At 46.7% G+C, this 21881-nt stretch carries 26 protein-coding genes, 3 tRNA genes and 1 other RNA gene; 15 read left to right on the forward strand and 15 right to left on the reverse strand.

The window, feature by feature from the left end; genetic code table 11:
* From LUQ50_RS03340 to iorA, 3 genes are all read right to left on the reverse strand, one after another.
* Positions 1 to 1274: glycosyltransferase family 39 protein (locus LUQ50_RS03340; protein WP_300036169.1), on the reverse strand; the 1274-nt coding region annotated here is incomplete at its 3' end.
* Positions 1275 to 1328: 54 nt separating this feature from the next.
* Positions 1329 to 1907 (reverse strand): indolepyruvate oxidoreductase subunit beta, encoded by a 579-nt coding sequence (locus LUQ50_RS03345; RefSeq protein ID WP_300036171.1) that lies wholly within the window; start codon positions 1905 to 1907, stop codon positions 1329 to 1331.
* Positions 1904 to 3673 (reverse strand): indolepyruvate ferredoxin oxidoreductase subunit alpha, encoded by a 1770-nt coding sequence (gene iorA, locus LUQ50_RS03350; protein ID WP_300036174.1) that lies wholly within the window; start codon positions 3671 to 3673, stop codon positions 1904 to 1906. The genes LUQ50_RS03345 and iorA overlap by 4 nt, the downstream gene beginning before the upstream one ends.
* A gap of 135 nt (positions 3674 to 3808) precedes the next feature.
* On the opposite strand from iorA, the gene LUQ50_RS03355 reads away from it, so the two are divergent.
* Together LUQ50_RS03355 and LUQ50_RS03360 are read left to right on the forward strand one after the other, a co-directional pair.
* A tRNA-Ile gene (locus LUQ50_RS03355) sits at positions 3809 to 3882 on the forward strand.
* A 38-nt stretch (positions 3883 to 3920) separates the two neighbouring features.
* Positions 3921 to 4388 (forward strand): hypothetical protein, encoded by a 468-nt coding sequence (locus LUQ50_RS03360; RefSeq protein WP_300036177.1) that lies wholly within the window; start codon positions 3921 to 3923, stop codon positions 4386 to 4388.
* A gap of 12 nt (positions 4389 to 4400) precedes the next feature.
* Here LUQ50_RS03360 and LUQ50_RS03365 read toward each other — a convergent pair whose 3' ends face one another.
* Positions 4401 to 4934 (reverse strand): hypothetical protein, encoded by a 534-nt coding sequence (locus LUQ50_RS03365; protein WP_300036180.1) that lies wholly within the window; start codon positions 4932 to 4934, stop codon positions 4401 to 4403.
* A gap of 58 nt (positions 4935 to 4992) precedes the next feature.
* Positions 4993 to 6264, reverse strand: coding sequence for a MiaB/RimO family radical SAM methylthiotransferase (locus LUQ50_RS03370; RefSeq protein ID WP_300036183.1), 1272 nt, complete (start codon positions 6262 to 6264; stop codon positions 4993 to 4995).
* A gap of 96 nt (positions 6265 to 6360) precedes the next feature.
* Between LUQ50_RS03370 and nadX the strand changes: the two genes are divergently transcribed.
* Genes nadX through nadC form a run of 3 tightly spaced genes read left to right on the forward strand, consistent with a single transcriptional unit; the run spans position 6361 to position 8878 of the window.
* Positions 6361 to 7119 carry an aspartate dehydrogenase gene (gene nadX / locus LUQ50_RS03375; RefSeq protein ID WP_300036186.1) on the forward strand — a complete coding sequence of 253 codons (759 nt, stop codon included), beginning with the start codon at positions 6361 to 6363 and terminating at the stop codon, positions 7117 to 7119.
* The gene (gene nadA, locus LUQ50_RS03380; protein WP_300036189.1) at positions 7116 to 8024 is read left to right on the forward strand and encodes a quinolinate synthase NadA; all 909 of its coding nucleotides are present in this window, start codon (positions 7116 to 7118) and stop codon (positions 8022 to 8024) included. The genes nadX and nadA overlap by 4 nt, the downstream gene beginning before the upstream one ends.
* Positions 8021 to 8878 carry a carboxylating nicotinate-nucleotide diphosphorylase gene (nadC, locus tag LUQ50_RS03385; protein WP_300036192.1) on the forward strand — a complete coding sequence of 286 codons (858 nt, stop codon included), beginning with the start codon at positions 8021 to 8023 and terminating at the stop codon, positions 8876 to 8878. The genes nadA and nadC overlap by 4 nt, the downstream gene beginning before the upstream one ends.
* On the opposite strand, the gene LUQ50_RS03390 is transcribed toward nadC, so the two are convergent.
* Positions 8813 to 9172, reverse strand: coding sequence for a hypothetical protein (locus tag LUQ50_RS03390; RefSeq protein WP_300036194.1), 360 nt, complete (start codon positions 9170 to 9172; stop codon positions 8813 to 8815). The genes nadC and LUQ50_RS03390 overlap by 66 nt on opposite strands.
* Positions 9173 to 9309: 137 nt before the next feature.
* On the opposite strand from LUQ50_RS03390, the gene LUQ50_RS03395 reads away from it, so the two are divergent.
* Both LUQ50_RS03395 and LUQ50_RS03400 read left to right on the forward strand, forming a co-directional pair.
* Positions 9310 to 9897: a redoxin domain-containing protein gene (locus LUQ50_RS03395; protein WP_300036197.1), complete on the forward strand. Its 588-nt coding sequence runs from the start codon at positions 9310 to 9312 to the stop codon at positions 9895 to 9897.
* Positions 9898 to 9899: 2 nt separating this feature from the next.
* Positions 9900 to 10577, forward strand: a complete 678-nt coding sequence (locus LUQ50_RS03400; protein WP_300036200.1) for a cytochrome c biogenesis CcdA family protein — start codon at positions 9900 to 9902, stop codon at positions 10575 to 10577.
* Positions 10578 to 10580: 3 nt separating this feature from the next.
* On the opposite strand, the gene LUQ50_RS03405 is transcribed toward LUQ50_RS03400, so the two are convergent.
* Complete coding sequence (locus LUQ50_RS03405; RefSeq protein WP_300036203.1) at positions 10581 to 12179, reverse strand: phospholipase D-like domain-containing protein; 1599 nt, start codon at positions 12177 to 12179, stop codon at positions 10581 to 10583.
* 125 nt (positions 12180 to 12304) lie between these two features.
* Here LUQ50_RS03405 and LUQ50_RS03410 point away from each other — a divergent pair, with 125 nt between their 5' ends.
* From LUQ50_RS03410 to LUQ50_RS03420, 3 genes are read left to right on the forward strand one after another with little or no spacing between them, the layout of a single operon-like run.
* Entirely contained in the window at positions 12305 to 12895 is a 591-nt protein-coding gene (locus LUQ50_RS03410; RefSeq protein WP_300036206.1) for a uridylate kinase, read from the forward strand.
* 46 nt (positions 12896 to 12941) lie between these two features.
* Entirely contained in the window at positions 12942 to 13103 is a 162-nt protein-coding gene (locus LUQ50_RS03415) for a zinc finger domain-containing protein (protein ID WP_300036208.1), read from the forward strand.
* A gap of 3 nt (positions 13104 to 13106) precedes the next feature.
* Entirely contained in the window at positions 13107 to 13364 is a 258-nt protein-coding gene (locus LUQ50_RS03420; protein ID WP_300036211.1) for an elongation factor 1-beta, read from the forward strand.
* Between the two features lie 25 nt (positions 13365 to 13389).
* Here LUQ50_RS03420 and LUQ50_RS03425 read toward each other — a convergent pair whose 3' ends face one another.
* From LUQ50_RS03425 to LUQ50_RS03455, 7 genes are all read right to left on the reverse strand, one after another.
* Complete coding sequence (locus tag LUQ50_RS03425; protein ID WP_300036214.1) at positions 13390 to 14364, reverse strand: malate dehydrogenase; 975 nt, start codon at positions 14362 to 14364, stop codon at positions 13390 to 13392.
* A gap of 17 nt (positions 14365 to 14381) precedes the next feature.
* Positions 14382 to 14694: signal recognition particle sRNA (ffs, locus tag LUQ50_RS03430), an RNA gene on the reverse strand.
* 14 nt (positions 14695 to 14708) lie between these two features.
* Positions 14709 to 15743 carry a hypothetical protein gene (locus LUQ50_RS03435; RefSeq protein ID WP_300036217.1) on the reverse strand — a complete coding sequence of 345 codons (1035 nt, stop codon included), beginning with the start codon at positions 15741 to 15743 and terminating at the stop codon, positions 14709 to 14711.
* A gap of 48 nt (positions 15744 to 15791) precedes the next feature.
* A tRNA-Ile gene (locus tag LUQ50_RS03440) sits at positions 15792 to 15864 on the reverse strand.
* Between the two features lie 11 nt (positions 15865 to 15875).
* Positions 15876 to 15948: transfer RNA gene (locus LUQ50_RS03445), tRNA-Asn, on the reverse strand.
* Positions 15949 to 16007: 59 nt separating this feature from the next.
* Positions 16008 to 16304 carry a hypothetical protein gene (locus tag LUQ50_RS03450; protein WP_300036220.1) on the reverse strand — a complete coding sequence of 99 codons (297 nt, stop codon included), beginning with the start codon at positions 16302 to 16304 and terminating at the stop codon, positions 16008 to 16010.
* A 12-nt stretch (positions 16305 to 16316) separates the two neighbouring features.
* Positions 16317 to 16544, reverse strand: a complete 228-nt coding sequence (locus LUQ50_RS03455; protein WP_300036223.1) for a hypothetical protein — start codon at positions 16542 to 16544, stop codon at positions 16317 to 16319.
* A gap of 59 nt (positions 16545 to 16603) precedes the next feature.
* Between LUQ50_RS03455 and LUQ50_RS03460 the strand changes: the two genes are divergently transcribed.
* Genes LUQ50_RS03460 through LUQ50_RS03480 form a run of 5 tightly spaced genes read left to right on the forward strand, consistent with a single transcriptional unit; the run spans position 16604 to position 20981 of the window.
* Positions 16604 to 17734 carry a Xaa-Pro peptidase family protein gene (locus LUQ50_RS03460; protein ID WP_300036226.1) on the forward strand — a complete coding sequence of 377 codons (1131 nt, stop codon included), beginning with the start codon at positions 16604 to 16606 and terminating at the stop codon, positions 17732 to 17734.
* Complete coding sequence (map, locus tag LUQ50_RS03465; RefSeq protein WP_300036229.1) at positions 17731 to 18606, forward strand: type II methionyl aminopeptidase; 876 nt, start codon at positions 17731 to 17733, stop codon at positions 18604 to 18606. Before LUQ50_RS03460 ends, map begins: the two co-directional genes overlap by 4 nt.
* A 46-nt stretch (positions 18607 to 18652) precedes the next feature.
* Positions 18653 to 19930 (forward strand): ATP-binding protein, encoded by a 1278-nt coding sequence (locus tag LUQ50_RS03470; protein ID WP_300036232.1) that lies wholly within the window; start codon positions 18653 to 18655, stop codon positions 19928 to 19930.
* Complete coding sequence (locus tag LUQ50_RS03475) at positions 19902 to 20663, forward strand: MBL fold metallo-hydrolase (RefSeq protein WP_367278949.1); 762 nt, start codon at positions 19902 to 19904, stop codon at positions 20661 to 20663. Before LUQ50_RS03470 ends, LUQ50_RS03475 begins: the two co-directional genes overlap by 29 nt.
* A 42-nt stretch (positions 20664 to 20705) precedes the next feature.
* Entirely contained in the window at positions 20706 to 20981 is a 276-nt protein-coding gene (locus tag LUQ50_RS03480) for a DNA-directed RNA polymerase subunit L (protein ID WP_300036235.1), read from the forward strand.
* Between the two features lie 16 nt (positions 20982 to 20997).
* On the opposite strand, the gene LUQ50_RS03485 is transcribed toward LUQ50_RS03480, so the two are convergent.
* Positions 20998 to 21609 carry a translation initiation factor IF-2 subunit beta gene (locus LUQ50_RS03485; protein ID WP_300036238.1) on the reverse strand — a complete coding sequence of 204 codons (612 nt, stop codon included), beginning with the start codon at positions 21607 to 21609 and terminating at the stop codon, positions 20998 to 21000.
* Positions 21610 to 21881: the final 272 nt, after the last annotated feature.

Consider the following 21881-nt stretch of genomic DNA (forward strand, 5'->3'; position numbering starts at 1 on the left):
ACCGGATCCGTGTAATATCTGCCACCTTTTTCAGAAATAACAGGTAAAGAACCTAGAACCTGACTGCATACGAAGCAGACAACAAGAATGGTGCAGATGCTTATGCTTATCACACGCCAGGAGCCGGTTTTAACCTGTGAACATGCACTACGCATAAATGAGAGACATAGTATGACCAAAAACGGGTAAACCGGCAGAAGATATCGTGTATGAACAGAAGCGATATCCCCCATACCAATTTCAAGTAAAGCGAGCGTGAGTATGTAAATTAGGATATAGGAGATGACGATGCATTTTTCTGAAAGAAAGTGAAGGGCCAACAATTTGAACCGGGTTTTGCCCCCAATATAAACACCATATGTGAGAAAAACTGCAACAACCATCAGAAATGAGAAGATACCAATGCTCACCCAATCAGAAATCCTTTCAAAAAATAATAACTTGAATGGATTAAGATCAGAGACCATGACTTGTATTAGATCATGAGTTACTCCGGTGAAAATTCCAGAACCAGCACCACGGTCAGCACCACTGAAATGACCGGTGACCTCGATATTGCGAAAAAAGACTAGACAGACCGGAATCGACGAAATTACACCAAATACCAGCGCCGGTATCAAATCAGATAATGTTCTTTTTCGTGATTGAAACACAAGAATCAGAAAGCCGGTCAGAATCAGAGTGATTCCCATATACCGGGTAACAGCACCTGCACCACAGAACAGTACAGACAACACCAATACCCAGTAATTTTTTGTATTCACATACCGCAGCAGGAGATACAACCCGACCAGTGAGAGAAAAATATACGGGATTTCGGTGAGTGCCATTCGGGAGAGTTCCCACAGCGCACTCATACAGAGGATACTGATAGCGCAAAGATACCCCACGAGTGGGGAGTCGATCTCTTTTCCAAAAAAGAATGATACAATTACAATTCCAGCAAACGCTAAAATTTGGATCCACATTGCTGCACTTACCGACGTGAAACCCAGAGTCATAAAAGCAGCAATAAGGATTGGATAGAACGGGGGCCAGACAGTTAACGGCCAGAACTTATGAATCGTGGCCGATTCCCATCCACTGACAATTCCTTTTCCATCCACAATATTTTCTGCAACGTTGATGTAATCTGATGCATCCCAGTCAATCCAGGGAGCCTGAAAAGTCAGACCAATTCCAAGCACGAGCAAGGCACAACAAATGCAAAAAATCCAGGAAACATCCCAGCGATTTATAATAGAGAGATATTGTTGAAGGTTAAATTCAGCCATTCATCCTCATGAAGCAATCAGGATCCGGGATGGAGGGTGTCCCGGAAAAGGTATTCACTGAACTGATCCTGCAGTTTTACCGAGATCAAACGCTTTCAGATTCATCTCGATAGTCTTCTTTGGTACAGTCCTGCTGATCGCATCACGAAGAGACTGTTCTTTAAGAGGAAGACATCCCGATGCTGCACCAAGCATCACAGTATTCAGAGTCAGAATACTTCCTGCATCTTCAGCCAGTTTCTTTGCATCAATTTCTGTCACCTTTCGATCACCAATCAGGGAGAGGAGCATCTGTTCATCAGGAGCAGGAAAATCCTGCATAAATACCGTTGTAGGAGTTACATATTCCCGACAGGTGAAAATTCGCCCTCCTTCTTTGAGATAATGACAGGCACGCGCTGCTTCCATCAGATCAAGGGAGATGATAATATCTGCAGTACCAGGAGCAATCAGTGGGCCATACTCCTGACCAATTCGGATCTGACTTTCAACTGAACCACCGCGCTGAGCCATCCCATGGGCCTCTGCACCACGAACAGGAATCCCTTCAATAACACATGCTTCTCCCAAAATGTTTGAAGTCAGAACGGTTCCCTGACCCCCAATCCCTACGATAAGGACATCAAAACTCATTCCTTCACCTCTCTGGATATGGCTGAAACAGGACAGATCTGAATACAAACCCCACAGCCAGAACAGAGATCGGTAATCTGCGCCAGACCGCTGTGAAGTTCAATTGCAGGGCATCCAAACTTGACGCATGCCTTACATCCGATGCATTGATCCCGATCAACCATATACTGCCCCCGATTGATCTTTGCCCGGCGTTCGGTGATGACACAGGGATGTTTGGCGATGATCACTTTCACTCCGGAGCGGGCTTTTGCCTGTTTAAGAACCCCGGTAAACTGAACCAGATCTGAAGGACTGACCGTTTCAACAAAGGAGGCACCGCATGAACGGCAGATCATCTCAAGCGATACTGCCGGGCGTTCAACCCCCATTGCCGTGATGCCGGTTGTTGGATTTGGCTGATGCCCGGTCATCGCTGTTATCCGGTTATCAAGGATTACCACCGTAATATTTGCATCATTATAAACCGCGTTTATCAGTCCCTGAATCCCGGTGTGGAGGAATGTGGAATCTCCAATGGTACAGACAATATCATGTGTTTCTCCAGCCTTAGCCATACCTGATGCCAGGGTTATCGAGGCACCCATGCAGATCGTGGTATCAACAACACCAAGCTGAATTCCAAGAGTATAACACCCGATATCACTGGGAAATATCCCATCGCGGAAGACTTTTTTGATTGCATACATAGCAGCCCGGTGCATACACCCTGCACAGAGAATCGGTGGTCTGACCGGTAGGCCGGCAGGTTGCTGAACTGCAGGATATTCATGTTTCACCAGAAGACCTGCAGCCAGTACATACTGGGCTACCCGTTCAGGAGATAATTCCCCTTCATACGGAACATGACCTGATTTCTTTCCGAATACCGGTATTCCTCCTGCGACCTGTCTGGCTACTTCTTCGATCACCGGAGCGAGTTCTTCGACAACAAGGATCCGATCATGACCCTGGATAAAGTTGGCCAGCCACTTCTCATCGATCGGATATGCACCTATCTTTGCGATAGAAACTGAATCTGCAAGAACCTCCCGGACATAGGACGCAGCAACCCCGCTGGTTATTACTCCGGTTTTCCCTCTGACCTCACTTCGGTTGTATCCCAGTTCCACCAGACGCTTTTTGAGTGCCGCCTGTTTTTCGTTGAGTTGCTTATGGAGCACCCGGGTATGCGCGGGAGTGGTCACATACCGTCGGGGATCTTTCTCAAACGAGGCTTTCCGGTCTGATACAATAACATCACCAAGATTCACATCACTTTTCGAGTGACAGATGCGCGTGGTGGGTCGAAATAACACAGGCAGATGGAATTCTTCAGACAGAGCAAACCCATCCCGGACCATATCATGTGCTTCCTGAACTGAGCTGGGATCAAGGCAGGGAATTCGTGCGAAAGCAGCATAAATGCGGCTATCCTGCTCATTCTGAGAGGAGTGTGCAAACGGATCGTCTGCAGAAACGATAATGAATCCACCATTTACCCCGGTATATGAGGAGGTCATCAGTGGATCCGAAGCAACATTGAGCCCGACATGCTTCATGGTTACCATAGACCGCAATCCACACCAGGAAGAAGCCAAAGCCTGTTCAAACGCTACCTTTTCATTCACTGACCATTCCACATAGAACTGACGATCAGGCAAAGCCCTGAGGGTATCAAGAATCTCAGATGAAGGGGTGCCAGGGTATCCAAATGCAGTATCAACCGCTGCTTCGAGGCAACCGTGAGCAATTGCCTCATTCCCGAATCGATATTTTACAACCATATTTGTTCAGTTCCGAATATGTAGATCCAAGATTTGATTTCTCATCCTGATATGAACCACGGTAATTTGTTGAAGCACAATCAGACCAATACGGAAGATTTAATACAATATAGCATCCACCTAATTAGAGCCTCTGGGCCCGTAGCATAGACAGGTGGTGCACCCGGCTGATAACCGGGAGGTCGTGCGTTCGAATCGCACCGGGCCCATTCTTTATTTTTAATAACTCTGCAACCAAACGGAGTATGTGAATCAGAATATTATCATTGTTTCTTCTCTCGGCATTCTTCTCACTGCACTCGCGTGGCTGTTCATCGAACCGATAGCAGCAGGAATGGTATTGATCATCGTTCTTACCATCATCCTTGGCATGGCAATTTCAAATGATGCTGCCAGGCATATGCACCCTGAAATTATCGCCCAATTATCCGAAGGTGCAGACACGGTTATTGTAGAAAACATTGGCACTGCTCCGGCAAAATCGGTACAAGTCCGCATTATTCCAGAGGATATCAGGTACGATATTGGGGATCTGGACACTGACTCAGCTCATCGTCACCAGTTATCAACAATGGTCCGGGAAGCCAAAGCTGCAGTATCCTGGGAAAAACAGGACGGAACTCGTACTGAAAAAATATTCCGACTATCAGGATATGCGGATGAAAGTGATCCGCTCAAACCTATTTTTCCCCTTTTTGGCTGGAAAGAAAAATAATGTAGATTTCAATTACGCAGTTTTTTTCAGTAAATCAAGAGTAATCTCAAGAGCGGAAAGGAGTTTTTCTTGTCCTTCCAGATACTGTTTCATCCCCTGATATAACATAAAAACGGCCTCGTATCCATAGAGATCGATCAATTGCCTCGGAGTTAGTTCCCCCATATAAGAATCGACCAACAGTTCATCTGCGCTATACATGACCTCATAGAACTTGCCATCTTCACTAAGCAGACAAAACTGATCAATAACCTGCCGTGACATATTATCAGGACGGTAGGGGACAGGTTCAGCACTTTTTCCAAGAACAAATACCCGTGAGGGGTAATGTCTCGCGTCATAAATCTCTCCCTGATTATCTTTTTTCCCCTTTTCGAGTATGGTGATTCCTACTTTCTGAATCACCGGTGCAGTTATGATGCCCATCTTGCCTACGATATCAGCATCCTGTGCACGCATTGCTTCAGTGTACTGATCAATCCCTGATTCAGTTGTACGTATGAGCTCCATCAGGCGGGAATATCCGTTAAGTATCACATCTTCCATGTATTCACCAGATTATAGGTACCCCTCTCCCGGATGAGAGAAAAAACCACTGAAATGGTTATGACTCATGACAGGGAGAGATGACTCTGCCCAGGAGATAATGAGTACGTTCATCAATATATTCAACCAGGTACCGCTTACCTACAGAGAGATCTTCCGGGATCACCACCCCAAGATAAGATTTGTTCCGTCCCATTACCGTGCATGGCCTGATCTGTTCAGTGATGATCACCTCTTCAGAATGTCCTATCAGCGCCTGTTTCTGATTTTTAATGCCTGAGTACCCAATCCTGATAAGGGCACGGGACCGATCTTTCCGTATCCGGTCAGGAAGTTCTCCGAAACGTGAAATGGTAGAACCTGGCCGGTATGAATACCGGGTTACATGAATCGCATCAGGTTTGAGCTGTTCGATAAGGGTACAGGTATCGTTAAAGTCAGATTCACTCTCTCCGACAAAGCCCGGGATAACATCAGTAGCAATTGAGACACCCGGTATTCGATTCCGAAGGGCTTCTACCATCCTGAGATAATCAGATACCCGGTATTCTCTACCCATCCGTTGCAACACAGAATCTGACCCTGATTGTACAGGGAGATGAACAAAGGAGAAGAAATGATCATTATCCAGGGCATCTGCAACCTCATCGATAATAGGATTCAGGGTTGCAGGATTCATCATTCCTAGCCGGACATAAAATGTTCCGGGCATCTCCCCTATCTTACGAAGAAGTGATGCAAGCGCAGGTTTGCCCTGATCACACCCATATGCGCTCAGATCCTGACCGGTAAGACGTATCTCCACCGCTCCCCCTTGAACTGCTGCATGGATCTGTGAGAGTATCTCATTTTGTGGGATACTCTGGATCTTTCCCCTTGCAAGACGGGTGATGCAGTAGGTACAATGACCCAGACATCCGGTGCCAATCTGAATAACCGCAACCGGGCCATACTCTATCTTACCATGATCAAGAGGAACTGCGTGAATACTATCTGGTGAAAGGATCCTGACTGCAGGAAATTCACGGAGAAGTTCTGGGCGTGCAGCAGGAAGACAACCCGTAACCCAGATCTCACGCCCTCCCAATTCACGCAACAGACGAACCATCTTCCGCTCTGTTTTTTCTATCACAATGCAGGTGTTAAGAATCACTATATCTGCTTCATCAGGATTTTCGGTCAGAACAGAGCCGGAACGTATGAGAATAGTGCGGAGACGATCTGAATCACCTTCATTGTATGTGCATCCATACGTCAGGATGCAAACCCTCTGTCCGGCAAGAGGATGAACCCATAATGGAAAAGAGAGATCTCCGGATTTTTCACCCATTACCTCACCTATTCAGCTGATAACCTGATAGGAACGACGGTGGAAAAACCCACTGTTAGCAAAAATGTTTAATTCCATTTGGCCAATATGTAGGAAATGGTCCGAATTGGGCTCCTCGGTTGTGGGAATGTTGGCAGGATCATCACAACTCATCAGGATGGCTTTGAGGTTATTGCGGTGTTTGACCAGCTGCCTGAACATGCAGAGAGCCTTGCATCATTGAGCGGAGCAAAACCCTATTCTGATTTTGATCAATTCATTGCTGAAGATTTTGATATTTGCGTTGAAGCAGCCTCTATCGCAGCAGTACGGGCATATGCACTCACGGCAATAGAACGTGGGAAGGATATGGTCATCCTGAGTGTGGGCGCTCTTGCTGACAACGCATTCAGAACTCATCTCATTTCAGTCGCACAGGAACGAAAACGTAAGATCCATATTCCAAGTGGTGCTATCATGGGTCTTGACAACCTCAAGGTAGGGCAGATCAGTCAGATCAATACAATTCTTCTGAGAACTACCAAGAGTCCTGAAAGTCTTGGGATGAGTGTAAACACCCGGACACTTGCCTTTAAAGGAAAGGCAAATGAGTGCGTCAAACAGTTCCCAAAAAACATTAACGTATCAGTAGCTATCGCTCTGGCAACTGCTCATGAAGTCCAAGTTGAATTATGGGCAGACCCTGCTGTGGATAAAAACATTCATGAGATATTTGTAAGCGGAGAGTTCGGAGAAGCATATACCAAAATCACGAATCTCCCCTCACCGGACAATCCGGCAACAAGTTACCTGGCTGCTCTTTCCGTTCTCTCCCTGCTCAAAAACATCGACAATCCTCTGGTGATCGGTGCATGATTTCAGATGATGATATCCAGATCATTCATCACTTAAAGATCGAACTCCACGCCAAAATTCTGGCTCATAACTACCAGATCCCAGAGGTCCATGCAGTCGCTGATATCATCGGCGACAGTCTCGAACTGGCGCTTGCAGCCCGTACCACCGATGCTGAAATATTAGTGGTCTGCGGGGTCAGTTTCATGGCTGAAACTGCCAAAATTCTGAACCCTGAAAAACGGGTATTCATCCCGGTTCCTGATGCCGGGTGCCCGCTTGCCGAGTATCTGACTCCTGATATCATAGCGAAATACCAACAGAAATATCCGGAGGCTGCAGTGGTAGTGTATGTCAATAGTTCATCAGCATGTAAGGCAGCCACAGATATTGTCTGCACATCGGGAAATGCCCTTAGGATTATCAGATCGCTCCCGCATACTACCATCATCTTTGGCCCTGATACTAATCTCGCGGGGTATGTCCGCGAACAAGTACCCGATAAGGAGATCATCGCCATACCGGCAAATGGTCACTGTTATGTTCATCAGCAGTTCACCAGTGATGACATCAGAACTGCACGGGAGATGGGGGGAATGATCCTGGCTCATCCGGAATGCCCTGAACACATCAGACACAACGCTGATATCGTTGCATCAACAGGGAAGATGATACAGATTATTACCGAAACCGATGAACCGGTCTGGCATATCTTTACCGAGGAAGGGATGGCGAAGCGACTTCAGGCACTCTTCCCAAATAAAAAATTCTACTCAAACAAAAATGCAATCTGCCGGGATATGCACAAAACAACCGCCAGTGACATTATCAGATCACTTCAGAATCTCCAGGGTGAGATCATCCTTGATGAGGAGTCTACGAGATCTGCCCGACGAGCTTTGGAACGTATGCTGAAAGCATCATGAGATACCCTGAAGTACCGATACATACTCTTCTCCGTTTTATTGAAGAGGATGCACCATTTGGAGACATCACCTCCGAATTTATTCTTGATAAGCAGTCATGCCTGGCTGATATTATCGCCAAAGAAGACGCAATTCTTGCCGGGCTTTCAGAAATATCCAGATTATTCAGACATTATGGAGTAGAGACCTCATCAGGATATGAGGATGGGAATTCCATTGCGTCAGGAACCGTAGTCCTTTCACTTACGGGTGATGCCCATGCAATTCTTCTGGTTGAACGAACTGCGCTGAACCTGATGGGACGAATGAGCGGTATCGCATCACAAACCAGAAAGATACAGGAACTGGTGAGTTCAATAAACCCATGCTGTAGGATTGCAGCGACCCGCAAGACGGCACCTGGTTTGAGACTGCTCGACAAAAAAGCAGCAATGATCGGAGGGGCAGATCCTCACCGGTTCTCTCTTTCAGACGCCATTTTAATCAAAGATACTCATCGTGTGCTCATACCTCTGGGAGAAGCAATCAAACGTGCAAAAACTGCAGGAATCTATCATCTGATTGAGGTGGAAGCAGAATCATCTGAGGAGGCTGCCGAGGCAGCACAAGCAGGTGCAGACATGATACTCCTTGACAATATGTCACCGGAACAGATCTCATCCACCCTTACTCTCCTGAAAACCCATGGCCTGCGTGATCAGGTTATGATAGAACTATCGGGAGGAATCACCCCAGATAACATTACCTGGTATGCAGCACTGAAGGTTGATCGGATCAGCCTTGGAATGCTAACCCACACCGTTAGAAACGCTGATTTCTCTCTTGAGATCCGACCAGGATCTAATGTCCTTTGAATTTTTTACCAGAATCTCCCGCTTTCCTTTCCAGATCTGTATAGTGCCATAGACCTGGATAGTATCACCTGCGACCACATCTATTGCTCCAACTGAAGCAGGGATGAAAAGTTGCACGGCTCCCATATCCAGAATAGTATTTCCACCAGTGGATGTCACGGTGACCTTTTGTATAATCCCTTGATACGATACCAGTGAACCTTCTGGTGAGTTGATAGTATAGTTCTGGGCGAACGGACCTTTCCCGAATCCTTCGCTAATCACGGCAAAAACTCCGCATATAACAAGAACCATCAGTAGTATCAGCAATGCGGTGCGTTCCTGCCTTTCAATCATTATCGTGAATTTGTAACCCGGAATAACATAGGGTTGCCGGTTTATTGATGCATGAACCGGGGAAGTTTATACTCTATCATTACAGATGCTTGTACATGGTTATAATCCGATATCAGAGAGTTCTGATCACCGGGCTCTGCCTTTTTGCTATTCTGATTTCAGGAATTGCCACATCAGAGCAGCCTAAAGAAATCAGCCGGGAGGTTACAAATCCTGATGTCACCGCGGTAACACCAAGTGACTCCAGCCTTGGCTGGACAAAAATATCAATGACTGATGCTGTCACCGGAGAGCAATTTACAATAGATGAACTCGCGAAACAAGGGAAACCAGTGCTTCTTCACACCTTTGCTGTGTGGTGTCCTGCCTGCTCACTCCAACTTCATGAGAGTGAGGGGATGCTCGCTGCCTCCCCTGATGCATTCACTATTGTTGGAATTGATATCGATCCGAATGAGAACCAGGACATGGTTAAGCGTCATGTGACAAAAGAGAAATATGCCGGGTATTTTGCAACCTCTCCAAAGGAATTAACCCGAGGTCTGGTGGGAACATTTGGAACAGGATTTGCACTTGAACTTCCTCAAACCGTTATTGTGTGTAATCGTACGGTGAACCACATGGGATCAGGACTGTTCAGAGCACAGATATTAAAAAGCGCCCTTTCCCAGGTCTGTTCATAATCATGGATTTTACTCCGGAGACCTGGATTTTATCATATCTTGCAGGTTTGTATACCCCGCTCGGAGCGATGTGTGTATTGCCACTCTACCCGGGATATCTTGCATTCCTGGCAGGGAGGACTGCACATGAAAAGAGGATCTCAACCCTATTACTAGGAGGAGCAGTAACAGCCGGGGTCATCGGTGCAATGCTTGCATTCGGGGTAGTATTTGTATCAATCCTGCAGGTCTCAACCAGTCTCGTTATCGGATATCTGGGGCCGGTAGTTTACCTGCTACTGGCAATCATGAGTGTCGGAATGATCCTTGGTGTTGACATCGGCAGGATATTTCCAACGATTCAGACACCAGAAGCAAAAACACCCTGGATAACCGCTTGTCTCTTTGGTGCTTTTTTTGGTCTGGTTGCTCTCCCCTGCAACCCTGCTTCGATCATTATGCTTTTTGCACTATCTACGACGACTGCTGATTTTCTTGCAAACTTTATCAATTTTGTAATCTTTGGGATCGGAATGGCTACACCACTCCTGGTTCTGTCTGCGTTCTCAATTGATGCGAACCGAAGAGTAGTGTCATTTCTGGCCAGGTATCATGGCATAATAAACCGGGGAGCCGGAGTTCTGATGCTGATCGTTGCGTTGTATTACCTGATATTCGTCTTTTTGAGTGAATATCTCTAATTTTTACCTGCGGTGTCTCCACCAGTACACTGTTCCCAGCATGATGAGTATCATGCAGACCAGACCTAACTTTGCAACATCAGGCCCTGTGTCAGATTGCGGGTGACTTTTCCTGAACCCCTGCCAGTCCTGCTCAAAAACTGATGAGAAATAGCCTGCCACTGTTTTATCCTGAATGATGAGACCAGCTTCCCGATTAAAACTGGGGGAGTTTTCATTCCAGTTGATGCTAGAAATAAAAACACTATCATCAGCAATAACACCTTTTGCATGAAGTTTGAGCAACCCGGATCCTGAAAGATCCAATAACCGTGCTTCAATCGGAAGATCTTCTTTATTAGCTAGAGCAGTGATTTCAGCGGTGATCTCGTCATTATCCTCCTCATCTTCAATATTGTAATAATACGAATCAAGAAGGATCCTGACATGTACCCCCCTCCTGGCAGCAGCGATAGCAGCATCAAGATAGGGGTTACGTTTTCCATGTGACCAGTGTTTGATATACGCTTCTTCAATCAGGAGACGGTTACTGGTTCCATTTATAAGCGATAGAATGAGGTCACTGGTATCAGGAGAGATGACTGGAGTAACAGATGAAGCAGTAAACTGAATTGGGGCATAAACCGGAGAATATGATTCTGCCGAGTATGGAGCGATCTCTGACTGACACCCGATAATACCGGATACTCCGGGGCCAGTAAGATCTGAATAAAAGATCTTTGAGAAGTATGAACTCAGTTCAGGTGAGGACATAAGAATCCCTAACCCGCGATTGCCTGCAAGACCTGTTGGAGGAAATGAATGTGGCTTAAAATTTTCAGTAGAGAGCAGGAGTTTTTCACCGTCAATTACGAGGTACTTAGCATGATCATACCGGTATGGGGCATGATCTTCTCCTGCACCGGTCATAGCATAAACCGATATACCTGAATTGTGTAGTTTTGCAATAACTGCCTGCTCTTCAGGACTTATTCCACCAACCGGACCTCCTTCCAGAAGAACAGTTACCTTCACCCCTCGTAGCGTCGCCTGGCAGAGTAGATCTGCAAGACCGGGGTCGGTGAACTCATAAACATTTACCAGAATCTCACGGCTCGCAGCGGTGATTGCCTGCTCAAGAACTGATCTCCCGCAATCCGGAGATACAAATGCAGTTCCTGATACCTGGGTAAAGGTTGCAGACTCAAACCTGCTCGCACCTGATATGAAGACACGACTATCCCAGATCCCATCCGAACCAAGGATATGTACCTGTCCCTTCCGGGGTTTGAAAGTCCCTGGCCATGTCAGGTTCTGGATTACCAAACCATGATCGATCAGGGTAAGTTCATCCTTTTTATTTGCCAACTGAAATCGGCCATCGATTACCGGGGTCGGAACACCGGGACTCGTATCAAGAAGTTCATAGCTGGGATATCGCCCGGTGACTTTATGAAATGCCTCTGCATCGCGGGCTATCGTTATTGAGTCTGATGAAACCGAACCTGCTGGAAATGTGATACGGCCCTCACCGTCAGTAATCTCAAGAGTATCTAGAGCCCCTTGCCCACTAATAACCAGATATTCATCAGCATCGCCATCCAGATAGGTATCAGGATACACCTCGGTGATCTGGAACGCTGAACATATTGGCACGCAAAGAAGTAGGATCAAAATCAGAGGGCAGAGGCGCATACTCCTGATTATAATGGCATTCATACATGAATCTGTTGAAATATAGTTCAAGCATGAAACGATATCTGGTGATCAAGATCGGGGGAAGTCTCTTACCACACGCCAAAATTATCATCAGAGTTATTCTTGAGAGTAACAGACCTGCCCTTATCCTGCCGGGAGGAGGCATTTTTGCTGATGCGGTACGGAAAACGGAAACCGAGGGAACGATTGCCCATTGGATGGCAATTGCAGGGATGGAGCAGTACGGGTGGTTTTTATCAGGATTCGGGATTGAAACCACTGTATATCCAGAACTAATCAATAAACCCAGAGTGCTACTCCCATACCGGTACCTGCAAGAGGTTGATCCCCTTCCTCACACCTGGGATGTCACTTCTGACACAATCAGTGCGTGGCTTGCTGATCAGATTGGAGCAGAACTCCTGATCCTGAAATCAATTGATCAAATACGCGCAATTGATATCCCCCTCGATCAGATTACCAGACCGGTGGAGACTCCTGACCTGGATCCACTGTTTATTCCCTATATTTTAAATCATTCCCTGATCGGAAGAATCATTAATGGAACAATACCCGATCGAATTGATCGGGCATTACGTGGGGAGGCGGTTCTCGGAACCTCATTTGGCATCATGGTTTAAGAGGATCAAGAAAGAATAAGATAAGCACCTTTGGAGACATCCGAATATGAGTCAAGAGAAATGTACCTCATGCAACGGCCCAATGGCAGAGCAGGGATCAACTGAATTCGGTTGCCCCGCCTGTGGTGTCCGTATCAGCCGCTGCTACCGCTGCCGGGAACAGAGTGTCGAGTACGTCTGCCCGACATGTGGGTTCCGGGGGCCGTAAGATATGGGCGATGTAGCTTTGATCATCAAAGCAATGCCAGAATCACCTGAAGTAAACCGTGAAGAGATCAAGAAAGAGATCCGGGCAAAACTTCCACGTGTTCAGGACATTCAGGAAGAACCAATCGGGTTCGGACTTGTTGCACTCAAGATTGTTGTCGTTGTCCCTGATGCAGAAGGACAGACCGATGCAGCTGAAGCTGCACTGAATAGTATTTCTGGAATTGAACGTGCCGAGATCATCGGGTCAACGCTCGTTTAAACTAAAACAGATAACAATCTATTTTTTAAGGTTCTGAATGAGAGGAACCTTCAGATTGCTCCAGGTTTTTGAGAACCTCGGAGGTCAGTTTACGTATACGTTCAACTGAACCCTGAAATGCATGAACTTCAAGCGGATCCAACCTGATTGATACAGGAAATACCCCATTCCGGTTTATTCGGGCAGGCACACCGATACAGACATCACCGATGTTATGCACTTCACTTTTCACATATGCAGATACCGTTAGAATCCGGTTCTCATTTCCAAGCAATGTCTTGACTATCGTTGCGATTGCATCCCCAGGGCCCCAGACGGTTGCACCTTTACTTGCGATAATCTGCTGACCTGATAAACGGACTTTTTCCATGATATCATCAATAGGCAGATCCCCAAACGATGGGAGGTTCGAGATCTGAATACCACCGATAGTGGTTGCCGACCACAGGGGAACCATACTCTCCCCATGCTCACCTATGATGCGCGTATGTACTTCACTGACATGTACCTGAAAGAATGAGGCAATCAATGATTTTAGTCGCATTGAGTCGAGGTGAGTGCCGAGACCAAAGACCTGATGTGGTTTTTTCCCCGAATACTGGAGTGCCACTGATGTCATGATATCAACCGGATTGGTTACCATCATTATCATTGCATCAGGAGCATAATGCTGAACCTTTTTCGAGAGATCTGCTACGATCTTTGCATTCTCATGCGCGAGGTCTAGACGATCCTGATCAGGTCTGCGTGAAACTCCTGCAGTGATGATAACAACATCGGATCCCTGCAGATCCGCAAGATCACAACTCCACTTGACCTGACTCGCAGTTCCGGTTGCAGCAAATGAATCAATAAGATCCCGTGATATTCCATCAAGAAATGACTGAGAGCCATCGCGGCCATACAACTGAATCTCTCGTACATATGGAATACGAGATATCGAAAGGGCTGCATACTGACCAACACGCCCGGTAGCTCCAATGATCGTGACTTTTGCCATGAGAATCAGTATCTAAAAAAGGGACACGTTCTCGGTCGACAGACCGTTGTTGCCTTTGTCTCAAGCCTTCTCCTCCGCCCCGCAACCCCATGGGCGCCGAACGTTCACGGTAAGTCTGCTCCCTTCCGGGCCTGGACCAATCTCCGCGACAACAGGTCATTCCTTCCTCCGAAGGTCAGATTCCTGGCCATCGACCTCACAGGACAGGGTTTCTTCGTTGAAAGCATGGAGATTTCAGGCAATACGTGTAAGCCTTCCTCGAACTTCGCCCCCTGCGTACCGGCGATTTCAGGTAACAGGTGACGTCGATCCACCCGGGCTAGTCCCCATAATTATGCGGAGAGTCAGGGAATAAAAACTTCCCCTCCAACGGAGTGTTCCCAGTTCGAAAAAAATGACTGATTCTGTCTGAACTGCTTTTTATCAAACGGATCAAAGACAGTCAGAACAGAGGGATCGTGAATCTGGGAATAAAGCAGTTCCATCCTTCCCTGAAAGACTTCAATCCTGTTTTCTGCTCCATACCCCTCAGCAACCAGTAGTGGCTCTTCACGTACCTTTTCCCGAGCAAGATGGGAGAAGTCAGTTGAGAAAGTGCATTCATCGAGACTAAGGGCCTTTTTATTAACCTGCATATTAAAAGCAGAGAAGAATGCTGCGGCATACCAGGGATCATTGAGCATGATATGGTGAACACCAAGAATCCCCCCTGCAATACCTAATGTTCCCACCCCGGAACATGCATCCACAAAGAGAGATGGATGGACTTTTTTAATCGCAGCCTCTACTGAACGAATTTTTGGATCAAATCCATGAGGAAACTCAATATGGGCTGCACCTTGTTTTTTATACACCACTACCGGACCTTTGCTGGTTGGAAAAAGATCAGCCCTGACATCACAACCACAAAGCACCTGCTGTTCAGAACAAACCGGAGGAGCATTATCCTGCCGATCACCAATGCCCGGAGGAATAAGACTCTGATTGAGGATACCAGAGACCTGATCAATCTCATGATATGCACGATGCGCGGCATCCTCATCAAAAACTGATGATATAAGCAGGAGAGTGCGAGGGGGAAGAAACGGAGGGAAGCGTAGATAAATTCCAGGATCGATGAGCGGCGTCCCGATAGCAGACAGGGGTTCATCACCGAAGAAGATCCCCTCGTCAACCAGCAAACGATAGAGCCTTACATAGACATCATCGATGAAAACCCTGCCACAATGACAAGGTGGGGGCGAAGAATCATCAGGAGGCCCTGCTTTATTTTGAATGCGGTGATTACAGTCAGGACACGGGGTAAAAATCTCATGCTTTCTGCTGAGTAGGTCCTGGGCATCAGAAATATGATCGTTACCACAGACTGGACAATGCATTCAGGTTAGGATACCATCGGCATAACAAAATAAAAATAATCCGATTTATGGGCCTGATGCGATTCGAACGCATGACCGCCCGGTTATGAGCCGGGCGCTCTAACCACTAAGCTACAGGCCCAAAAAGAATAACGCCGCCAACAGGACTCGAACCTGTGACATACTGGTTAACAGCCAGTCACTCTACCAACTGAGTTATGGCGGCTCTGAGGTGCTCTATAATGTAACACTTTGATGATTATAAATATTTTGATTCTCTTTTACTCACTCCTTCTCCTTTAGCGATTGCATCCCTTTCAGTAACGTTATGATTTCGCCAATATCTGTATCCAGATGTGAGAATAACTCATCAGTTTTAGTGGTTGTAACTGCACCGGTCGGGGAGGCGCGGATATACCCGAGGCCTTCCATGACACGGAGTGAGTATCTGATCCGGTGCTGAGGGAGTTCCAGAATCTCTGATAACTTTATGATACCAATCGGCTGGTGCTGCGCGACGGTGGACAGGACCTCAAGGTGTCTCCCAATCAGTTCAATGTCCCCTTTAATTTTTTTAAGCATTATCACCTCATTTCAGGCATTATTATCAAGCCATTCCTTTGTCTTCAGATATTGGTTCCTGAATACAACTGCAAGAAGGAGTGCGATAAGAAGGCACACTACAGAGCCAGGCACTCTCCATGGTTGGGGAAAGAGAAAGAGTGCGATAATCCCCACAGCAAAAAAGAGGATAACTCCGTTTAGAATTACTGCAATATGCCAGAATTTCCACTTAAACTGCTCTTTGGCAGACTCATTCATTATTCATACATCAATGCTATCATAAAAGTACTTGTGGTCTTATCAGCAATGTGTAGAGGATGGACTATCTCGATGATCTTATTACCCGGTCCGATGCCAGCGCATACTGCCTGTTTGCCTCATCAGACGACCCAGATATGCGTTACCTCACTCATTTCGTCACCCATGATCCCGTACCGGTGATCAAAAAACCCGGGGAGAAGCCCATCATGATCCTGCCAATAATGGAGGCAGACCGTGCAGAACGCGAATCTATCGCGCAAAGTATCACCAGGCAACAGGCAGGCTACCAGGAGATCATAACCTCTGAAAAAGATCCGTACCAAATTACTGCTGCATTGATACACCGGTGTGCACAGGGTCCGCTCATCGTTCCCCCTCGTTTCCCCCTTGCACTGGCCCGGGCACTGGAGAAGCATGCGCCTGTTTTTTTGGATAACCAAAGCACAGTTTCTCGGATCAGATCACAGAAATCCCACGATGAGATCAATGAAATATCCACAGTTCAGCGGGCGGTCGAGGCTGCTATGGAAGAAGCAGTAAGACTCATAAAACGATCAACCATCCAGAACGGCGAACTCTGGGACGAAGAAGGGCCCCTGACATCAGAGCGGGTTAAATACGCTATTCACTCGACACTTCTTGCTCACGATTGTAGCGCTCATGACACCATTGTCTCCTGTGGCGAAGAGACAACTATGCCTCACTGCACCGGAACGGGCCCACTACAACCGTACCAACCAATCGTGATCGATGTTTTTCCCCGAAGTAATAAGAGTGGGTATCATGCAGATATGACCAGAACTATCTCAAAAGGGGAACCATCGAGATCGGTTTGTGAATTATACGAAGCAGTCCACAACGCACAGGAACTCGGTGAAAGCCTGGTTTTTGCAGGGGTAAGCGGGGCAGACTGCTATCAGGGAGTCCGTGACTATTTTGATGACCAGGGATTCAAGACAGACACCGAGGGATTTACTCACAGTCTTGGACATGGAATTGGTCTTGAAGTACATGAACAACCAAGCCTCTCACCTTCGGGAGAAGAATTGAAAGAATGTCATGTAATTACGATAGAACCTGGTCTTTATTACCGTGGAGTAGGGGGAGTCAGAATTGAAAACATGGGTGTTGTTACTATCAAGGGATTTAACCGGCTCACAAATTTCCCTGTGGAGATGATTCTTTGAACGAAGAGATTTTTGAACGTTATATACAGGCTGGAAAGGCAGCATCCACAATACTGCGAAAGGGATCAGACCTGATAAGACCTGATGCCTCGCTTGCTGAAACTGCAGATCAGGTAGAACAGATGATTATCGATGCCGGACTTGGAGTCGCATTTCCGGTAAATATCTCACTGAATGAATCTGCTGCTCATGATACCCCATCACCGGGAGACGAACGGACATTCAATGCAGGTGATATGGTAAAACTTGACCTTGGTGCTCACTTGGACGGGTACATCGCTGACACCGCAATGACGATCGATCTGGGTGACCAGAAGCAACTCGTGGAGGCCTCTCATGCTGCGCGTGACGCTGCCATTGCATTGGTACGACCAGGCATTTCCATCGGGGAGCTCGGTACTGCCGTTGCATACGAGATCGGTTCACGCGGGTTTAGACCGATCGCAAATCTCACCGGTCATGGACTCGATCAGTTCCAACTCCATATGGGACCAAATGTCCCCAATATCGGTGGTGTCGGAGGTGCTGTGCTAGAAGAAGGGATGGCTATCGCAATCGAGCCATTTGCTACCACCGGAACCGGGTATGTCAGCGATCTCAAACGAGTTGAGATCTATTCACAGCGACTTTGGAGACCGGTCCGGATGCCAGCCTCACGGAAGATATTGAGCGAGATTGAGCCATTACAAGGCCTTCCATTTGCCCGAAGGCACCTGAAAACTGCTAAACCTGACTTTGCCCTTACCAGGCTGGTAAGGGAAGGAGTATTGCACGCATATCCGGTGCTGGCTGACATCCCTGGATCGTATGTTTCCCAGTCAGAACATACGATGATCGTTACCAGTGACGGATGTATCGTAACTACCGCATAAATAACACGTTCATCTGTGATCAACACCAACGATATGAGTTATTGACATGGCCCGTGACGAGGAGATCCTGGATCTGATCGAACTGCTTCTGGCGGCCGAGATATTTAACCAGAATCAGAATCTGGATATCAATGATCTGACCCCCATAGCCCGCGAAGTTTTTGGGGTTCAGAGTATGGAAGGGGAACGCGGACCAGTGGTGGTATCTGAAAGTGCATTACAACGAATACTTGGGATTCCAGATGCACATCTGCGGCTTGAAAAACATCCGCTCACCGTGTATGAAGAATTTGGTCATCGGCTCAGAATTAGCACATTACCAGCAGGATTCAGTTGGTTTATCAAACACAGTGCTGATAAACGGATAAAAAAGAACCCGGTTCTTGCATGGTATGCAGAAACAAACCATCTTCTGGAAGGTATCTCACATGATGCTGCCCGCGATCTCAATCCCAGATTTGAAGACAGCAGAGTATCACTGGACAGACGAATATCAAGGATGCTGGCTGAGGATGACAAGATCAGGGCAGGACTTGATCTCATCATCATCAATGCCCCGGAAGAGGTCGAACAGACCCTGGATGATATTATCTGTACCGGAGATCAGGTCCAACGAATTCTCAAACTGAAGATTGCACTAGAAAATCTGGAGTTCCTGAGAACGCACCGGGTTTTTGATATCGGAAAACTCCTTTTTATCGGCCCACCGGGAACCGGAAAGACGTCACTCGCATTTGCACTCTCCCGGGTTTTTCATATGCCAATACTGGAGGTCAGACTCCCGATGGTTACTTCCCAGTACCTTGGTGAAACGTCAAAAAATATTGACCGGATATTTGAGGTTGCTCGCGCGCTTTCTCCCTGTATCCTCTTCATTGATGAGTTTGATTTTCTTGCAAAGAGCAGAATTGGTGATGATCATGGAGCGATGAAACGAGCAGTAAATGCACTCCTGAAAAACATCGATCGGATCAGCCTCATCAGAAATAAGGTGCTCCTGATTGGAGCAACCAATCACCCCCAACTGCTTGATGAGGCAGCATGGAGACGGTTCGATGAGGTAATTCCCTTTGATCTGCCAGATCTGGCAACCCGTGAACTTATCCTCGGACGGTTACTGCAGGGCTTCTCATCCGGCTGCAATGTGAGTGAGATTGCCCGTGATACAGATGGATATTCAGGAGCAGATCTTAAGATGGTCATTCGGGAAGCAATACTTACAGCGCTGATTGACGGGAGGACGGAACTCACGGACTCAGATCTGGCTACCGGCGAGAAGCTTATCAAAACCCGGGATGCAAGCAGAACAAAAACCTGCCTATAACGAGGTCCGGATGGAAATAACCCTGCTCGGTACAGGTGATGCGGTTGGAACTCCCCATGTAGGATGTGATTGTACACAATGCACCTATGCAAAAGAACATGGGGTAGAGCGGCTCCGAACCTCGATCCTCATCACGCATGAAGGCCGGACAATCCTGATAGACACTTCACCGGATTTGAGAAGACAACTCTTACACACCGGATCACCAAAGATCGATGCGGTCATCTGGACACATGGACATTATGACCATTTCATGGGATTCGGGGAATTTTACCGTGTGCAGAAGATCCCACCAGTCTACGCGGCACCTCCGGTTATGGCTTACTGTAGTGAGATTTACGGATTTCTGATTCATCAGAAATATGAAGTGCCTGCATATACCCCATTCACTCTTTTTGGAATCGAATTCACTCTGGTGGAGGTTACTCATCCTGATGTCTACACCTGTGGAGTCATCTTCTCGGATGGAAAAGTCAGGGTTGGGTATACCTCAGACACCAATGAGCACCTACCGGAAAAAACCCGCCAGTTTTTAACCGGACTTGATCTTCTCCTTATAGACGGGCTGTTTCCCTCCTCATTTAAAAAAGTAGCCAAGCATCTGAATTATGAAGAAGCAATCATTATGGCTGACGATCTGAAAGTAAAAGAGTTCCGTGTTGTTCATATGAGCCATTACCTTCCCTTCCACCTCCCACACCAGGGATATGACGGGGAGCGGTTCGTTCTCTGATAGTTGCTAAGTTTATGAGTTTTGAAGACACACTAATCTGGAATGAATATAACCGTTCTTGAACTGAGTGAAGATAAGGTTAAAATAACCCTGATTGGCCAGGGACATACGTTCATGAACGCCCTGATCAGTGAAATTCAAAAGGATCCGACTGTTGATGTCGCTAACTATGTCATTGAATTCCAGTTTTCTGATCCGGTTCTTACCGTCACCACGCATGAGAAAAAGGATCCTGTTGCTCCGATTCTAGCTGCATGCAACCGCATCGCTGCCTCCTGCGACGAACTGCTCAACAACATCGCTGCGATAAAAAAGTAAAATTTTTATTCTTTTTTCAGGGCTGTTCAGTGAATACGATCGAGCCTGATATTTTTGCAATCCTGACCTTAAGTCGCTGCCCCGGCCTTCCACCTTTTACATACACGATGTATTTCCCAATCTTGGCAACACCATCTCCACGCCGTGAAGTAGATTCAATGTTAACCTCAATGATGGTTCCAGGTTCAAGCGTACGTGTCAGTGGTTCAGTCTTTGCCTTGCGTTTTCTAACCGGACGATGACTGCCGCAGGCTTCACATTTAATAACCAGAACACGATCATCCTTGAACAATTTCGTATCAGGTTTTCCACACTCAGAACAGATGACATAGTCATCAACATAACTCTTAATGAGCGGGCTGAACAACGAATCTTCGAACTTACCATTAAAAATAGCACGGTTCCCATCGATCTTACCGGAAGTTCCCAGTTCTCCAAGAAAAAATTTCATGAGATGATCCTGGTCACGGCGAAGAGCACTGACTAGATCGGTAAAATTCTCAAGGATGGTCGTTTTACCCTCGATCGAAATTCGGGGCTCGGGATATGACCAGCGCTCACCATCCTCGGAAGGCTCAGTCACCTCCTCGTATGCCTTATGTAACAGGGCCTCATATGAATCGACCATGATACCTATCATATCTCTCTGGTTTGGGATAAACATAAGGCCCCCAATACCATCGCCACAATAAATAAATGGAAACTCAGTATCCCGCCTGATCTCTACCAGGATTCTCTCATTATATTATGAAACCTGACTATGAATTTCAGAAATAAAAACTCTGTTTTGAGTGTTGATGAGACAAACCAACTGATATTTGTCATATTAATCGCTTAAACTTCATTACAACCATGAGAAAATTATCGGGTCCAAATATCTATGAATGCGTCACCTACTGC

Source organism: Methanospirillum sp. (genome assembly GCF_028679455.1).
In the GTDB taxonomy this organism is placed as follows: Archaea; Halobacteriota; Methanomicrobia; order Methanomicrobiales; family Methanospirillaceae; genus Methanospirillum.

Coding starts and splice junctions, on each gene's coding strand:
- LUQ50_RS03345 (WP_300036171.1), bottom strand. CDS start 1,907: ATGAGTTTTGATGTCCTTATCGTAGGGATTGGGGGTCAGGGAACCGTT.
- iorA (WP_300036174.1), bottom strand. CDS start 3,673: ATGGTTGTAAAATATCGATTCGGGAATGAGGCAATTGCTCACGGTTGC.
- LUQ50_RS03365 (WP_300036180.1), bottom strand. CDS start 4,934: ATGGAAGATGTGATACTTAACGGATATTCCCGCCTGATGGAGCTCATA.
- LUQ50_RS03370 (WP_300036183.1), bottom strand. CDS start 6,264: ATGGGTGAAAAATCCGGAGATCTCTCTTTTCCATTATGGGTTCATCCT.
- nadX (WP_300036186.1), top strand. CDS start 6,361: ATGGTCCGAATTGGGCTCCTCGGTTGTGGGAATGTTGGCAGGATCATC.
- nadA (WP_300036189.1), top strand. CDS start 7,116: ATGATTTCAGATGATGATATCCAGATCATTCATCACTTAAAGATCGAA.
- nadC (WP_300036192.1), top strand. CDS start 8,021: ATGAGATACCCTGAAGTACCGATACATACTCTTCTCCGTTTTATTGAA.
- LUQ50_RS03390 (WP_300036194.1), bottom strand. CDS start 9,172: ATGGTTCTTGTTATATGCGGAGTTTTTGCCGTGATTAGCGAAGGATTC.
- LUQ50_RS03395 (WP_300036197.1), top strand. CDS start 9,310: ATGGTTATAATCCGATATCAGAGAGTTCTGATCACCGGGCTCTGCCTT.
- LUQ50_RS03400 (WP_300036200.1), top strand. CDS start 9,900: ATGGATTTTACTCCGGAGACCTGGATTTTATCATATCTTGCAGGTTTG.
- LUQ50_RS03410 (WP_300036206.1), top strand. CDS start 12,305: ATGAAACGATATCTGGTGATCAAGATCGGGGGAAGTCTCTTACCACAC.
- LUQ50_RS03415 (WP_300036208.1), top strand. CDS start 12,942: ATGAGTCAAGAGAAATGTACCTCATGCAACGGCCCAATGGCAGAGCAG.
- LUQ50_RS03420 (WP_300036211.1), top strand. CDS start 13,107: ATGGGCGATGTAGCTTTGATCATCAAAGCAATGCCAGAATCACCTGAA.
- LUQ50_RS03425 (WP_300036214.1), bottom strand. CDS start 14,364: ATGGCAAAAGTCACGATCATTGGAGCTACCGGGCGTGTTGGTCAGTAT.
- LUQ50_RS03435 (WP_300036217.1), bottom strand. CDS start 15,743: ATGCATTGTCCAGTCTGTGGTAACGATCATATTTCTGATGCCCAGGAC.
- LUQ50_RS03450 (WP_300036220.1), bottom strand. CDS start 16,304: ATGCTTAAAAAAATTAAAGGGGACATTGAACTGATTGGGAGACACCTT.
- LUQ50_RS03455 (WP_300036223.1), bottom strand. CDS start 16,544: ATGAATGAGTCTGCCAAAGAGCAGTTTAAGTGGAAATTCTGGCATATT.
- LUQ50_RS03460 (WP_300036226.1), top strand. CDS start 16,604: ATGGACTATCTCGATGATCTTATTACCCGGTCCGATGCCAGCGCATAC.
- LUQ50_RS03470 (WP_300036232.1), top strand. CDS start 18,653: ATGGCCCGTGACGAGGAGATCCTGGATCTGATCGAACTGCTTCTGGCG.
- LUQ50_RS03475 (WP_367278949.1), top strand. CDS start 19,902: ATGCAAGCAGAACAAAAACCTGCCTATAACGAGGTCCGGATGGAAATA.
- LUQ50_RS03480 (WP_300036235.1), top strand. CDS start 20,706: ATGAATATAACCGTTCTTGAACTGAGTGAAGATAAGGTTAAAATAACC.
- LUQ50_RS03485 (WP_300036238.1), bottom strand. CDS start 21,609: ATGGTCGATTCATATGAGGCCCTGTTACATAAGGCATACGAGGAGGTG.